The sequence below is a fragment of the Nocardiopsis oceanisediminis genome (genome assembly GCF_048595525.1).
Classification (GTDB): Bacteria; Actinomycetota; Actinomycetes; order Streptosporangiales; family Streptosporangiaceae; genus Nocardiopsis_A; species Nocardiopsis_A oceanisediminis.
The window spans coordinates 635,619-651,653 of the sequence record NZ_JAFMZJ010000001.1 but is presented as its reverse complement, the minus strand read 5'-3'; the positions used below and the strand labels follow the sequence as shown (position 1 = coordinate 651,653).

At 75.2% G+C, this 16,035-nt stretch carries 2 protein-coding genes; both read left to right on the top strand.

Annotation, left to right across the window (positions count from 1 at the left end):
* Window positions 1-12: 12 nt before the first annotated feature.
* Window positions 13-5,652: a type I polyketide synthase gene (locus tag J0910_RS03295; protein ID WP_420157023.1), complete on the top strand. Its 5,640-nt coding sequence runs from the start codon at window positions 13-15 to the stop codon at window positions 5,650-5,652.
* A 58-nt stretch (window positions 5,653-5,710) separates the two neighbouring features.
* Window positions 5,711-16,018: a type I polyketide synthase gene (locus J0910_RS03290; protein WP_420157022.1), complete on the top strand. Its 10,308-nt coding sequence runs from the start codon at window positions 5,711-5,713 to the stop codon at window positions 16,016-16,018.
* Window positions 16,019-16,035: the final 17 nt, after the last annotated feature.

Below are 16,035 nucleotides of genomic sequence, written 5' to 3'. Positions count from 1 at the left end.
GGAGCCCACCGCATGGAGAACGAGAACAAGCTTCGCGAGTACCTGAAGTGGGCGACCACTGACCTCCGCGAGACCCGCCAGCGGGTCCGGGAGCTGGAGGGGCGCGAGTTCGAGCCGATCGCGATCGTCGGCATGGCCTGCCGCTACCCGGGGGACGTGCGCTCCGCCGAGGACCTGTGGCGGGTGGTGGCGGACGGGGTCGACGCCACCGGCGGGTTCCCGGACGACCGCGGCTGGGACGAGGACCTCTACGACCCGGACCCGGACAGCCGGGGCAAGACCAATTCGCGCGGGGGCGGGTTCTTCCGCGCCGCGGCCGAGTTCGACGCCGGGTTCTTCGGGATCTCCCCGCGTGAGGCGCTGGCCATGGACCCCCAGCAGCGGCTGCTGCTGGAGACCGCCTGGGAGGCGTTCGAGCGGGCCGGCATCGACCCGGCGTCGATGCGCGGCAGCCGCACCGGGGTGTTCGTCGGCGGCGGGTTCTCCGACTACGGCGCGGCGCTGCAGGAGGCCCCCGAGGGGCTGGAGGGGCACCTGGTCACCGGGAAGGCGAGCAGCGTGCTCTCCGGCCGGGTCGCCTACACGCTGGGCCTGGAGGGCCCGGCCGTCACCGTGGACACGGCGTGCTCGTCGTCGCTGGTCGCGCTCCACCTGGCGGTGCAGTCGCTGCGGCGCGGCGAGTGCTCGATGGCGCTGGCCGGCGGCGTGATGGTGATGTCCACCCCGGCGGTGATCCTGGAGTTCAGCCGCCAGCGCGGGATGGCCGAGGACGGCCGGTGCAAGGCGTTCTCCGCCGGCGCCGACGGGATGGGCCTCGCCGAGGGCTCCGGGATGGTCCTGGTGGAGCGGTTGTCGGACGCGCGCCGCAACGGGCACGAGGTGCTGGCGGTGGTGCGCGGCTCGGCGATCAACCAGGACGGGGCGTCCAACGGCCTGTCCGCGCCCAGCGGCCCCGCCCAGCAGCGGGTGATCCGCCAGGCGCTGACCAACGCCCAGCTCACCCCGGCCGACGTGGACATGGTCGAGGCGCACGGTACCGGCACCAAGCTGGGCGACCCGATCGAGGCGCAGGCGCTCCTCGCCACCTACGGCAGGCACCGCCCCGAGGGGCGCCCGCTGATGCTCGGGTCGGTCAAGACCAACATCGGGCACACCCAGGCGGCCTCCGGTGTGGCCGGCGTGATCAAGGTGGTGATGGCGCTGCGCAGCGGGGTGATGCCGCGGACCCTGCACGCGCAGGAGCCCACCCCGCACGTGGACTGGTCGGCGGGCGAGGTGGAGCTGCTGAACGAGGCGGTGCCGTGGCCGGAGGGCGGCCGGGCGCGCCGGGCCGGGGTCTCCTCGTTCGGCCTGAGCGGGACCAACGCGCACGTCGTGGTCGAAGAGGCGCCGGTCGAGCAGGCGCCGTCCGAGCAGGCTCCGGAGTCCGAGGGGCCGGCCGTGCGGCAGGGACCGCAGGCCGCCCCGGCGGGCCCGGCGCCGGTGGTGCCGTGGGTGCTCTCCGCCCGGACGCGGACCGCGCTGCGGGCGCAGGCCGAGCGGCTCTCGGCCCGCCTGCGGGAGGACGCGGACCCGGCGGACCGCCCGGAGGCGTCTGCGGCGGCGGTGGGGCTGTCCCTCGCGACGACCCGCTCGGTCTCCTTCGAGCACCGGGCCGTGGTCGTCGGCCGCGACCGCGGAGAACTGCTGGAAGGGCTGGCGTCGCTGGCCGCCGAAGAGTCCGACCCCCGCGTCGTCGAGGACGTCACCCGCGGCGCGGGCAAGGCGGTGTTCGTCTTCCCGGGCCAGGGTTCGCAGTGGGCCGGGATGGCCGTGGAGCTGCTGGACTCCTCCCCGGTCTTCGCCGAGCGGATGAGCGAATGCGCGGCCGCCCTGGCGTCCTTCACCGACTGGTCGCTGCTCGACGTCCTGCGCAGCGCCGACGGCGCGCCGTCGCTGGAGCGGGTGGACGTGGTCCAGCCCGCGCTGTGGGCCGTCATGGTCTCCCTCGCCGAGGTCTGGCGCGCACACGGCGTGCAGCCCGACGCCGTCGTCGGGCACAGCCAGGGCGAGATCGCCGCCGCCTGCGTCGCCGGAGCCCTCACCATCGAAGACGCCGCCCGCGTCGTCGCCCTGAGAAGCCAGGCCCTGCCCGAACTCTCCGGCCAAGGCGGCATGGTCTCCGTGGCCCTGCCCGCCGAAGACATCGGCCGACGCCTGGAGAAGTGGGACGGACGGCTCTCCGTCGCCGCCGTCAACGGCGCCTCCTCCGTCGTCGTCTCCGGCGACACCGACGCCCTCGACGAACTCATCACCACCTGCGAAGCCGACGGCGTCCGCGCCAAACGCATCCCCGTGGACTACGCCTCCCACTCCGCCCACGTCGAGCAGATCGAAGAGCGCCTGCTGGACGCGCTCGCCCCGATCAAACCGCGCAGCTCCGAGATCCCGTTCTACTCCACGGTGCTGGCCGAGCCGATCGACACCGCCGAGCTGGACCCGGGGTACTGGTACACCAACCTCCGGCAGACGGTGGAGTTCGAGGACACCGTCCGCACCCTGCTCGACGACGGCCACGACACGTTCATCGAGTGCAGCCCGCACCCCGTCCTGCTGATGGGCGTGCAGGAGACCGCCGAGGCGCACGGCAAGGCGGCCGCCACCGTCGGCACCCTCCGCCGCGAGGACGGCGGACCCGGCCGGCTGCTCCTCTCCCTGGCGGAGGCCCACGTCAACGGCGCCGCCGTGGACTGGGCCAAGGCCTTCACCGGCAGCACCCCCACCGGCGCCGAAGCCGAGCGCGTCGACCTGCCCACCTACCCCTTCCAGCGCGAGCGCTACTGGCTGGACGTCTCTGAGAGCGGCGCCGGAGGGCGGACGGACGTGTCCTCCGCCGGCCTGGGCACCGCCGGGCACCCGCTGCTCGGCGCCGCCGTGGCGCTGGCCGAGGGCGACGGCGTCCTGTTCACCGCCCGGCTGTCGCTGCGCACCCACCCCTGGCTGGCGGACCACGCCGTGCTGGGCACCGTCCTGCTGCCCGGCACGGCCTTCGTGGAACTGGCGCTGCGCGCCGGCTCCGAGGTCGGCTGCGCCCAGGTCGAAGAACTCACCCTGGAGGCCCCGATCGTCCTGGCCGAGCAGGGTGCGGTGCAGGTCCAGGTGGCCGTCGGCGCACCCGGCGAGGACGGCCGCCGCTCGGTCGCGGTGTTCTCCCGCGAGGAGGGGGCGTCGGAGGGTTCGGAGCCGGAGCGGGCCTGGACCCGCCACGCGAACGGCGTGCTCGCCGCGGGCACGGCGCCCGCGGGCGCCGACCTGATGGTGTGGCCGCCTTCGGGGGCGGAGGCCGTCCCGGTGGGCGACATGTACGAGCTGGCCGCGGAGCGGGGGTTCGCCTACGGACCGTCGTTCCAGGGGCTGCGCGCCGCGTGGCGGCGCGGTGACGAGGTGTTCGCCGAGGTGGCCCTGGACCAGGAGGAGCAGGCCGAAGCCGCCCGCTTCGGCGTGCACCCCGCCCTGCTGGACGCGGCCCTGCACGCGCTCGCGCTCGGTTCACTCAACACCGACGGCACGGGGCGCCTGCCGTTCTCCTGGTCCGGGGTGTCGCTGCACGCGGTCGGGGCCTCCGCCCTGCGCGTGCGGCTGGCGCTGACCGGGCCGGACGAGATCACGGTCGACGCCGCGGACGCCTCCGGCGCCCCGGTGGTGTCGATCCGGGCCCTGGCGTCGCGTCCGGTCCAGGAGGACCGGCTCCGGGCGGCCCGCGGCGGCCGGCGCGACTCGATGTTCCGGGTGGACTGGCGGTCGGAGCCGGAGTCCTCCGCCCGGCCCGGCCCGGTCGCGGTGCTCAGCGCCGATGGCCCCGATGCGGCCCCGGGGATCCCGGTCTTCGCCGACCTCAGCGGGCTGTCCGAGGCGGTCGCCGAAGGCGCGCCGGTGCCGGAGGCCGTCCTGGCGCAGCTGCCCCCGGTGGACGGCGCCGAGCCGATGGCCGCACAGGTGCGCTCGGCCGCCGGCCACGCCCTCGGCCTGGTGCAGGGGTGGCTGGCCGAGGAGCGGTTCGCCGGCTCCCGGCTGGTCGTCGTGACCCGGGGCGCGGTCGCGGCCGGAGCGGACGAGCAGATCACCGACCTGCCCGGCGCGGCGGTGTGGGGCCTGCTCCGGACCGCCCAGGCCGAGCACCCCGACCGGTTCGTACTGATCGACGCGGACGCCGGTACCGATGCCTCCGCCGCCGACCTGGCTGCCGTACTGGCCACCGGTGAGCCGCAGGTGGCGGTGCGCGCGGGCAAGGTGCTGGTGCCCCGCCTGGCCCGGGCCGCCGCCCCCGCCGAGGCGGACGCCCCGGCGCCCGACCCGGAGGGCACCGTGCTCATCACCGGCGGCACCGGTGCGCTCGGCGGCCTGGTCGCCCGGCACCTGGCCGGACGCGGTGCGGGCCACCTGCTGCTGGCCGGCCGGCGCGGCATGGAAGCGCCCGGCGCCGCAGAACTGGCCGCCGAACTGGAGGAACTGGGTACCCGGGTGACCATCGCGGCCTGCGACGCCGCCGACCGCGACGCACTCGCCGACCTGCTGGCGGACATCCCCGCAGAGCACCCGCTGACCTCGGTCGTACACGCCGCAGGCGTCCTCGACGACGGCACCGTTGACTCCCTCACCCCCGAGCGCCTGGACACCGTGCTCCGCCCCAAGGCCGACGCCGCCTGGAACCTGCACGAACTCACCCGGGACACGGCCCTCTCCTCCTTCGTCCTGTTCTCCTCGGCCGCCGGTGTGTTCGGTACTGCGGGCCAGGCCAACTACGCCGCCGCCAACGCGTTCCTCGACGGCCTCTCCGAGCACCGCCGCGGCCTCGGGCTGCCCGCGGCGTCGCTGGCCTGGGGCCTGTGGGAGCAGACCAGCGAGATGACCGGCGGCCTCGACCGGACCAACCTGACCCGGCTGCGGCGCGAGGGCACCCTGGCCATCTCCTCCCGGGAGGGTCTGGAGCTGTTCGACACCGCCCTCCTGCTGGACGACGCGGTCCTGGTGCCCACCCGCCTGGACACCGCCGCGCTCGGCGCCGCCCCCGACCCGGGCGCCGTCCCCGCACTGCTGCGCGGGCTGATCCGCGCCCCGCTCCGGCGGGCGGCGGAGCCCGGCGCCGACGAGGCGCCCAAGCTCAAGCAGCGCCTGGCCGGCCTGCCCGAAGCCGAGCGCGGCCGGGTGCTGCTCCAGCTGGTGCGCACGCACGTCGCCACGGTGCTGGGCCACTCCGGCGCGGCGTCGGTGGAGCCCGACCGCGGCCTCCTCGACATGGGGTTCGACTCGCTCACCGCGGTCGAGCTGCGCAACCGCCTGCAGGCGGTGACCGACCTGCGGCTGCCCGCCACCATCGTCTTCGACCACCCCACCGCCGAGGCGCTCGCCGCCCGGCTGGGCGAGGAGCTGGGGGCCGACGAGGCGGTGTCCGTGGTGCCGGTGCTGGAGGAGCTGAACCGGCTGGAGGCGATGCTCGCCCCCTACGGCGCGGACGGCGACGCCCGCACCGCGATCTCCCGACGACTCAAGGATCTCCTGTCGCGGTGGAGCGACGACTCGGAGATCAACGGTGACGCCGACGACGAGCGCGACCTGGACGCGGCGACGGACGACGAGCTCTTCGACGTCCTCGACGAACTGCGCACCTCCTGACGCGCCCGCCCGACACGCCCACCGGCACCGTTCCACCGCCCCGAGGAGCTCCCAGAAGATGGCAAGAGACGAAAAAGAGAACAAGCTTCGCGAGTACCTGAAGTGGGCGACCACTGACCTGCGCGAGGCGCGCCGGCGCGTGCGCGAGCTGGAGGACCGGCAGAGCGAGCCGATCGCGATCGTCGGCATGGCCTGCCGCTTCCCCGGCGGGGTCCGGTCCCCGGAGGACCTGTGGCGGCTGGTGGCCTCCGGGGGCGACGCGATCTCGGAGTTCCCGACCGACCGCGGTTGGGACGCCGACGCCCTCTACGACCCGGACCCCGACCGGTCCGGCACGTCGTACGTGCGCGAGGGCGGATTCGTCCACGGCGCCACCGAGTTCGACCCCGGGTTCTTCGACATCAGCCCGCGCGAGGCCCTGGCCATGGACCCGCAGCACCGGCTGCTGCTGGAGACCTCCTGGGAGGCGTTCGAGCGGGCCGGCATCGACCCGGCCGCGGTGCGCGGCGACCGGATCGGCGTCTTCGCCGGCGTCATGTACCACGACTACGCGTCCCGCCTGAACTCCGTTCCGGAGAACGTCGAGGGCTACCTCGGCACCGGGAACGCGGGCAGTGTCGCGTCCGGCCGGGTCGCCTACACCTTCGGCTTCGAGGGCCCCGCCGTCACCGTCGACACCGCGTGCTCGTCGTCGCTGGTCGCCCTGCACCTGGCCGCGCATGCGCTGCGCCGGGGCGAGTGCACCATGGCGCTGGCGGGCGGCGTGACCGTGATCGTCACCCCCGGCGGGTTCATCGAGTTCAGCCGCCAGCGCGGGCTCGCCCCCGATGGCAGGATCAAGGCGTTCGCCTCGGCCGCCGACGGCACCGCCTGGGGCGAAGGCGTCGGCATGCTGCTGGTCGAACGGCTCTCCGACGCGCGCCGCAACGGGCACCCCGTGCTCGCCGTGCTGCGCGGCAGCGCCATCAACCAGGACGGCGCGTCCAGCGGGCTGTCCGCCCCCAACGGGCCGTCCCAGCAGCGGGTGATCCGTCAGGCGCTGGCCGACGCCGACCTGTCGGCGGACCAGATCGACGCGGTGGAGGCGCACGGCACCGGCACCACGCTGGGCGACCCGATCGAGGCCCAGGCGCTGCTCTCCGCCTACGGGCGGGAACGCCCGGCGGACCGGCCGCTGCTCCTGGGCTCGGTCAAGTCCAACATCGGGCACACCCAGGCCGCGGCCGGTGCGGCGGGCGTGATCAAGATGGTCATGGCCATGCGCAACGGGGTGCTGCCCAAGACCCTGCACGTGGACGAACCGACGTCGCACGTGGACTGGTCGGCCGGGGCGATCGAGCTGCTCACCGAGGAGCGCCCGTGGCCCGAGACCGGGCAGCCGCACCGGGTCGGCGTCTCCTCCTTCGGAGCCAGCGGCACCAACGCGCACGCCATCTTCGAGCAGGCGCCGCCGGAACAGGCCCCCCGACCGGCAGAGGGGTCGGCAGAGCAGCCGGCCGGGCAGGAGGACGAGGAAGAGGGGCAGCGGGAGCAGGACGAGGCCACCGGGCCCGTCACCGCCCCGAGGCACCTTCCCGTGCTGCCGTGGGCGGTGTCGGGCCGGACCGAGGCGGCGCTGCGCGCCCAGGCCCGGCGCCTGCAGGCCCATCTCAACTCCGAACCCGGCCTGGAACCGCTCGACCTCGCGTTCTCCCTGGCCACGACCCGCTCGGCGCTGGACCACCGCGCGGTCGTGACCGGCGGCGACCGCGACGAACTGCTCGCGGGGCTCACCGCGCTGGCCGAAGGGACGGCCGCCGGGAACGTGACCCGCGGGTCGGTCTCGACCCGGGGGACCGCGTTCCTCTTCTCCGGGCAGGGGTCCCAGCGCGCCGGGATGGGCCGCGAACTGCACGCGGCCTTCCCCGTCTTCGCCGACGCCTTCGACGCGACGTGCGCGGCGCTGGACGCCCACCTGGACCGGCCGCTGCGCGAGGTCATGTGGGCCGAGGAAGGCTCCGAGGCCGCCGGGCTGATCGACCAGACCGCCTACACCCAGGCCGGACTCTTCGCCGTCGAAACCGCGCTGTTCCGGCTCATGGAGTCCTGGGGGATCACCCCGGACCTGCTGGCGGGCCACTCCATCGGGGAGATCACCGCCGCACACACCGCCGGGGTGCTCACCCTGGAAGACGCGGCCGCGCTGGTCGCCGCCCGCGGACGCCTCATGCAAGCACTGCCCGCAGGCGGAGCCATGGTCGCCCTCCAGGCCACCGAAGACGAGGCCACCGAGGCCCTGGCCGGCTTCGAAGGCCGGGCCGCGATCGCCGCCATCAACGGGCCCACCTCCACCGTCGTCTCCGGCGAAGAGGACGCGGTTACCCAGGTGGCGGACCGCTTCCGTGAACAGGGACGCAAGACCAAGCGCCTGACGGTCTCCCACGCCTTCCACTCGCCCCTCATGGAACCCATGCTGGAGGACTTCCGGAAGACCACCGAAAGACTCTCCTTCGCGCCCCCGGCCATCCCGGTGGTCTCCAACCTGACCGGTGAGACCGCCACCGCCGAACAGCTGTGCTCGCCGGAGTACTGGGTCCGCCACGTGCGGGAGGCCGTCCGCTTCGCCGACGGAATCCGCACTCTGGAGGCCGAAGGCGCCACCCGGTTCCTCGAACTCGGCCCCGACGGCGTCCTCACCGCCATGGCACAGGACAGCCTGACCGGTGAGGCGACCACCGTCCCCGCCCTGCGCGCCGACCGCCCCGAAGCCGAAGCGCTCACCACCGCCATCGCCCGGCTCCACACCAGCGGTGTGACCCCGGACTGGGCCGCGTTCTTCACCGGAACCGGCGCCCAGCAGGTGGAACTGCCCACCTACGCCTTCCAGCGCGAGCGCTACTGGCTGGAGGAGACCGAAGAGCAGCGGGCCCTCGCCGCCGATCCGCTCGATACCGAGTTCTGGGACGCGGTCGAGCGCGAGGACCTGGAGCTGCTGGCCGGGACACTGCAGGTGGACGACACCGTGCTGGGCGCGATGCTCCCCGCCCTGTCCCGCTGGCGCCGCCGGCGGCGCGACGAGGCCGTCGTGGACGGCCTGCGCTACCGGGTCGGCTGGAAGGCCCTCCCGGAACCGGAGGCTCCGGTGCTCTCCGGGACCTGGCTGCTCGCCACCCCGGCGGGTGAGGCGGACCAGGCCGCCGCCCCGGCCGCCGTGGCCGTGACCAGGGCGGTCGAGCAGCACGGCGGCCGCGTGGTCGCGCTGCCGGTCCCCTTCCACGGGCACGACCGCGCCGCCACCTCCCGCCTGATCACCGACGCCCTCGCCGAGGAGAGCCCTACCGCCGTCGTCTCTCTCCTCGCCCTGGGTGGCGGGGCGACCGCGACCGCCGGTCTCGTGCAGGCGCTGGACGACGCCGGTGTCACCGCACCGCTGTGGTGCGTCACCGGCGGCGCCGTGTCCACCGGGCACTCGGACGGCGCGCCGCACCCGGAGCAGGCGCAGGCCTGGGGCCTGGGCCGGGTGGCCGCCCTGGAGCACCCGGAGCGCTGGGGCGGCCTGATCGACCTGCCCGGCGCCATGGACGAGCTGGACGACCGCGCCCTCACCCGGCTCGCCGGAGCGCTCGCCGGAACCGGCGGCGAAGACCAGGTCGCGATCCGCTCCTCCGCCGCCTACGGGCGCCGCCTGATGCGCGCGTCCGCCGAGGCGCCCACCGCGTCCGGGTGGGCACCGAGCGGAACCGTGCTGGTCACCGGCGGTACCCGCGCCGCCGGGGCGTACGTGGCCCGGTGGCTGGCCGACAACGGCGCCGAGCACCTGGTGCTGGCGGGCGGCACCGAGGACGCGGACACCGCAGGCCTGGTGGCCGAGCTCAGCGGCCTCAGGGTGCGCGTGACGGTCTCCCCGTGCGACCCCGCCGACCGCGACGCGGTCGCGGAACTGCTGGCCGGGATCGACGGCACCGCCCCGCTGACCGCGGTCGTGCACATCGCCGACCCGCTCCCGGACAGCGCCGTCGCCGAGCTGTCCCCCGACGCCCTCTCGGCGGCGCTGCGGACGAGCGCGGACGCCGCGCGGAACCTGCACGAGCTCACCGCCGGCCTGGACCTGTCCGCGTTCGTACTGTTCTCCTCGGTCGCCGGGGCGATCGGCGGCGTGGGCCGAGCGGCCTCCGGTGCGGCCGACGCCTACCTGGACGCCCTCGCCGAGCAGCGCGCGGCACTCGGCCTCGCCGCCACCTCGGTCTCCTGGGGCCTCTGGACCCGGTCGGGGGCGGCCGGGGACCGGCTGCTCGGCGGAGGGCTCCGCGAGATGGAGCCCGGCACGGCGATCACCGCGCTGTGCCGCGCGGTGGAGAGCGGCGCGCCGACCGCCGTCGTCGCCGACATCGACTGGGACCGGTTCGCCCCGGCCTTCACCGCCGGCCGGCCCGGCCGACTGCTGAGCGAGCTACCCGAGGCGCGGTCGGAGCGGCAGGCCGCCGGGGCGCCCCCGGGCGGCTCGGGATCGGCGTCCGCGCTGGCCGAGCGGCTCAGCGGCCTGTCCGACGCCGACCGGATCCGTGTTCTGACCGACCTGGTCCGCGAGCGGGCGGCCGCAGTGCTCGGGCACGCGTCCGCCGGCGGGATCGAGAGCGGGCGGCCGTTCAAGGAGCTGGGCATCGACTCCCTGACCGCGGTGGAGCTGCGCAACCGGCTGACCGAGGCGACCGGTCTGGCGCTGCCCGCCACCCTGGTCTTCGACCACCCGACGCCGGAGGCGGTCGCCGACCTTCTGAACGCGGAGTCGCTGGGCGCGGACGCCGCGGTGGCCGCACCCGCGGTCGCCGTGTCGCACGACGGCGACCCGATCGTGGTCGTCGGCATGGGCTGCAGGTACCCCGGCGGCGCGTCCTCCCCGGAGGAGCTGTGGCGGCTGGTGGCCTCCGGCGGCGACGCGATCACGGAGTTCCCGACCGACCGGGGCTGGGACATCGAGGCCGTGTACGACCCCGAACCGCAGCCCGGAAAGACGTACTCCCGCGAGGGCGGGTTCGTACACGACGCCGCCGAGTTCGACGCCGGGTTCTTCGGGATCAGCCCGCGCGAGGCGCTGGCGATGGACCCGCAGCAGCGGCTGCTGCTGGAGATCTCCTGGGAGGCGTTCGAGCGGGCCGGGGTCGATCCGGCGTCGGTCCGCGGCGGCCGGATCGGCGTGTTCACCGGCACCTCGGCCTACGACTACGGTTCGCTGCTCGGCATGGCCCCCGACCAGGTCGAGGGGTTCATGGGGACGGGGAGCGCGGCCAGTGTCGTCTCCGGCCGGGTCGCCTACACCTTCGGCCTGGAGGGCCCGGCGGTCACGGTCGACACGGCGTGCTCCTCCTCGCTGGTCGCGCTCCACTTGGCGGTTCAGGCGCTGCGCAACGGCGAGTGCTCGATGGCGCTGGCCGGCGGTGTCACCGTGATGGCCACCCCGGGCGGGTTCATCGAGTTCAGCCGCCAGGGCGGGCTGGCCCCCGACGGCCGGTGCAAGTCGTTCGCCGCGTCGGCGAACGGCGTCGGCTGGGCGGAAGGCGCGGGCGTCCTCCTGGTGGAGCGGCTGTCGGACGCGCGCCGCAACGGGCACCCGGTCCTGGCCGTGGTGCGCGGCAGCGCGGTCAACCAGGACGGCGCCTCCAACGGGCTCACCGCACCGAACGGCCCCTCCCAGCAGCGGGTCATCCGCCAGGCACTGGCCAACGCGGGACTCCACCCTTCCCAGGTGGACGCGGTTGAGGCGCACGGCACCGGCACCACGCTGGGCGACCCGATCGAGGCGCAGTCCGTGCTGGCCACCTACGGCAGGGACCGCTCCGAGGACCGGCCGCTCTGGCTCGGCTCGATCAAGTCCAACATCGGCCACACCCAGGCGGCGGCCGGGGTGGGCGGCATCATCAAGATGGTCATGGCCATGCGCCACGGGGTGCTGCCGAAGACGCTGCACGTGGACGCGCCCTCGCCGCACATCGATTGGTCGGCGGGCTCCGTGGAACTGCTCACCGAGTCCCGCCCCTGGCCGGAGACCGGTGAGCCGTACCGGGCCGGCGTCTCGTCCTTCGGGATCAGCGGCACCAACGCGCACATCGTCGTTGAAGAGGCACCGATCGAGCAGGCGCCCGACGAGGGGCCCACTGAGGAGAGGGCGGAGGCGCCTGCCGGATCCCGGCCGGGGACGGCACCGGCCGCGCTGCCGGTGACCGTCTCGGCCAAGACCGAGGCGGCGCTGCGCGCCCAGGCCGAGCGGCTGCACGCGCACCTGACCGCGTACCCGGGTACCACGGTGGCGGACGCGGCGCTCGCCTTGGCGACGACCCGTTCGGCGCTGGAGCACCGGGCCGTGGTCATCGCGGGTGACCGCGAGAGTCTGCTGGCAGGGCTGGGCGCGCTGGCGTCCGGCGAGCCCGCGACCAACCTCGTCCAGGGCACCGCCGGCGCGGCCGGGAAGCGGGCTTTCCTCTTCTCCGGGCAGGGGTCCCAGCGCGCCGGGATGGGGCGCGAGCTGCACGCGGCCTTCCCCGTCTTCGCCGACGCCTTCGACGCGACGTGCGCGGCCTTGGACACCCATCTGGACCGGCCGCTGCGCGAGGTCATGTGGGCAGAAGAGGGCTCCGACCTGGCCGGGCTGATCGACCAGACCGCCTACACCCAGGCCGGACTCTTCGCCGTCGAAACCGCCCTGTTCCGCCTGGTCGAGTCCTGGGGCATCGCCCCCGACCTGCTGGCCGGCCACTCCATCGGGGAGATCACCGCCGCACACACCGCCGGGGTGCTGTCCCTGGAGGACGCCGCCGCGCTGGTCGCCGCACGCGGACGCCTGATGCAGGCCCTGCCCGCAGGCGGAGCGATGATCGCGATCCAGGCCACCGAGGACGAAGTCCTTCCCCACCTGGACGGACGCGAACACGAACTCTCCATCGCCGCGATCAACGGGCCGACCTCCACCGTCGTCTCCGGCGAAGAGGACGCGGTTACCCAGGTGGCGGACCGCTTCCGTGAGCAGGGACGGAAGACCCGTCGGCTGACGGTCTCCCACGCCTTCCACTCGCCGCTCATGGAACCGATGCTGGAGGACTTCCGGAAGACCGCCGAAGGCCTCTCCTTCGCACCGCCGCAGATCCCGGTCGTCTCCAACCTGACCGGAGAGCAGGCCACCGCCGAACAGCTCTGCTCCCCCGACTACTGGGTCCGCCACGTCCGCGAAGCCGTCCGCTTCGCCGACGGAATCCGCACCCTCAGCGCCCAGGGCGCGACCGCCTTCCTCGAACTCGGCCCCGACGGCGTCCTCACCGCCATGGCACAGGACACCCTCAACACCGCCGCCACGGCCGTCGCCGCAAGCCGCAAGGACCGCCCCGAAGCCGAAGCGCTCACCACCGCCATCGCCCGGCTCCACACCAGCGGCGTGACCCCGGACTGGACGGCCCTCTTCGCCGGCATCGGCGCGCAGGTCCGCGCCGAGCACGTCGACCTCCCCACCTACGCCTTCCAGCGCGAACGCCACTGGCTGGACGTTCCGTGGTCGGTGGGGGACGTGGCCTCGGCCGGGTTGAGCGCGGCGGAGCACCCGCTGCTCGGGGCCGCGGTGACGCTGCCGGACTCCGGGGGTTCGGTGTTCACCGGGCTGCTGTCCCTGCGCACCCACCCCTGGCTGGCCGACCACGCGGTGATGGGCACCGTGCTGCTGCCCGGCACTGCGTTCGTCGAGCTCGCGCTGCGCGCGGGGGAGCAGGTCGGCTGCCGCGCGATCGAGGAGCTGACGATCGCCGCGCCGATGCTGCTCCCCGAGGCCACCGGTGTCCAGATCCAGGTGGCCGTCGGTGCGGCGGACGACACCGGGCGCCGCTCGGTGAGCATCCACTCGCGCCGCGCCGACGCCGGGTTCGATGAGCCGTGGACGCCGCATGCCACCGGGTTCCTCACCGACGACGTGCGCTCCGACCCCGATGACCTGGCCGAGTGGCCGCCGCAGGGGGCGACCCCGGTCGACGTGGGCGGCCTCTACGAGGGCCTCACTTCGACCGGGTTCTTCTACGGGCCGGCCTTCCAGGGCCTGCACTCCGGCTGGCGCGCGGGAGACGACGTCTTCGCCGAGATCGCGCTGCCCGCGGAGCAGAAGGACGGCGCGGACGCGTTCGGGGTACACCCCGCGCTGCTCGACGCCGCGCTGCACGCCGTGGGCCTGGGCGACTTCGTGACCGCCGTGGGCGTGGGGCACCTGCCGTTCTCCTGGTCGGGCGTGGCCCTGCACGCCGCGGGGGCGTCCCGCCTGCGCCTGCGGATGTCGCCGGTCGCGCCGGACACGGTGTCGCTGACCCTCGCCGACGGTGCGGGCCGCCCGGTCGCCTCGGTGGCGTCCCTGCTGCTGCGGTCGGCCTCGCCCGAGCAGCTCGACTCCGGCCGGGGGGACCGCCTCGACTCGCTGTTCCGGGTCGAGTGGACCCCGGTTCCGGCCGGGTCGGAGGGGCAGGGCTCCGGGGAGGCCTGCGCCCTCCTCGGTGCCGACGGCCTCGGGCTGGCCGCGGCCCTGAAGCAGGCCGGGGTCGGGGCGGAGCCGTACGCGGATCCGGCCGCGCTGGCGTCCTCCGGGGCCCCGCTCCCCCGGGTTGCGTTCCTGCCGCTGGAGCCGGAGCCCGGTCCGGCCCCGGAGGCGGCGCGCCGGGCGACCGCCCGGGTGCTCGGCCTGCTCCAGGCGTGGCTTGCCGAGGACGGGCTCGCCGACACCCGCCTGGCGGTGGTGACCCGGGGGGCCGTGGCCGCCCGGGACGGGGCGGACGTCGCCGACCTGGCCGGCGCGGCGGTGTGGGGTCTGGTGCGCACCGCCCAGGCCGAGCACCCGGACCGGTTCCTGCTGGTGGACCTGGACGAGGAGGCGCCGTCCGGCACGGCGCTGCTGGCCGCGGCGCACGGGGAGGAGCCGCAGCGGGTGCTGCGCGGCTCCGAGCCGCTGGCGCCCCGGCTGGTCCGGGTCGAGGCGCCCGCCGCCGGCACCGGAGCCGAGGGCGCGGCCGCGCCCTCGTTCGACCCGGACGGCACCGTGCTCATCACCGGCGGCACCGGGGCGCTGGGCGGCATGCTCGCCCGGCACCTGGTCGAGGAGGGGGCGCGGCACCTGGTGCTCGTCGGCAGGCGGGGGGCCGACGCCCCCGGGGCCGCCGAGTCGGTGGCCGAACTGGAGCACCTGGGCGCCCGGGTGACCGTGGCCGCCTGCGACGCCGCCGACCGGGACGCACTGGCCGGCGTGCTGGCGGGCATTCCGGCGGAGCACCCGCTGACCGCGGTGGCGCACATCGCCGGCCTGCTGGACGACGGCGTCATCGAGTCCCTCACCCCGGAGCGGTTCGAGGCGGTGCTGCGGCCCAAGGCCGACGCGGCGTGGAACCTGCACGAGCTCACCAGGGACCTGGACCTGTCGTCGTTCCTGCTGTACTCGTCGGCGGCGAGCACCCTGGGCAACGCCGGGCAGGCCAACTACGCCGCCGCCAACGCGTTCCTGGACGCCCTGGCCCAGCACCGCCGGGCCGCCGGGCTGCCCGCGATGGCCCTGGCCTGGGGCCTGTGGGAGCAGGCCAGCGGGCTGCTCGGGGACCTGACCGAGGCCGACCGGCGGCGGATGAACCGGGGCGGGTTCAGCGCCCTGACCACCGAGGAGGGGCTCGCGCTGCTGGACACGGCGCGCACTCTGGACGACGCCGTGCTGGTGCCGATGAACATGGACACCGCCGCGCTGCGCGCCCAGATCGGTTCCGGGCGCGTGCCGCCGCTGCTGCGCGCGCTCATCCGGCCCGTGACCCGGCGGGTCGTGGAGTCGGGTCCCGCCGACTCCGGGGCGTCGCTGGCGCAGAGCCTGGCGCCGCTGCCCCGCGCCGAGCAGGAGAGCGCCCTGCTGGACCTGGTGCGGACGCACGTCGCCGGGGTCCTCGGCCACACCTCGGCCGAGGCGGTGGAGCCCGCCCGGGCGTTCAACGACTTCGGGTTCGACTCGCTGATCGCCGTGGAGCTGCGCAACAACCTGAACTCGGCCACCGGTCTGCGGCTGCCCGCCACCCTGGTGTTCGACTACCCGACCCCGGTCGCGCTCGCCGAGTACCTCGCGGCGGAGCTGATCCCGGACGGGGCCGCCGCCTCGGGCACCGCCGTCCTCGCCGACCTGGACCGCTTGGAGGCCGGCCTGGCCGCGCCGGACACCGACGACGCCACCCGGACGGCGGTCCGCAGGAGGCTGGAGGACCTCCTGGCCGCCCTGTACGAACCGGCCGGTGGGGAGGGCGGCGGCGGGGTCTCCGCCGACCGGCTCGAATCGGCCCTCGAATCGGCGTCGGACGAGGACCTGTTCGCCCTCATCGACAACGACCTCGACCTCTCCTGAGATGCGCGCCGCCTCCC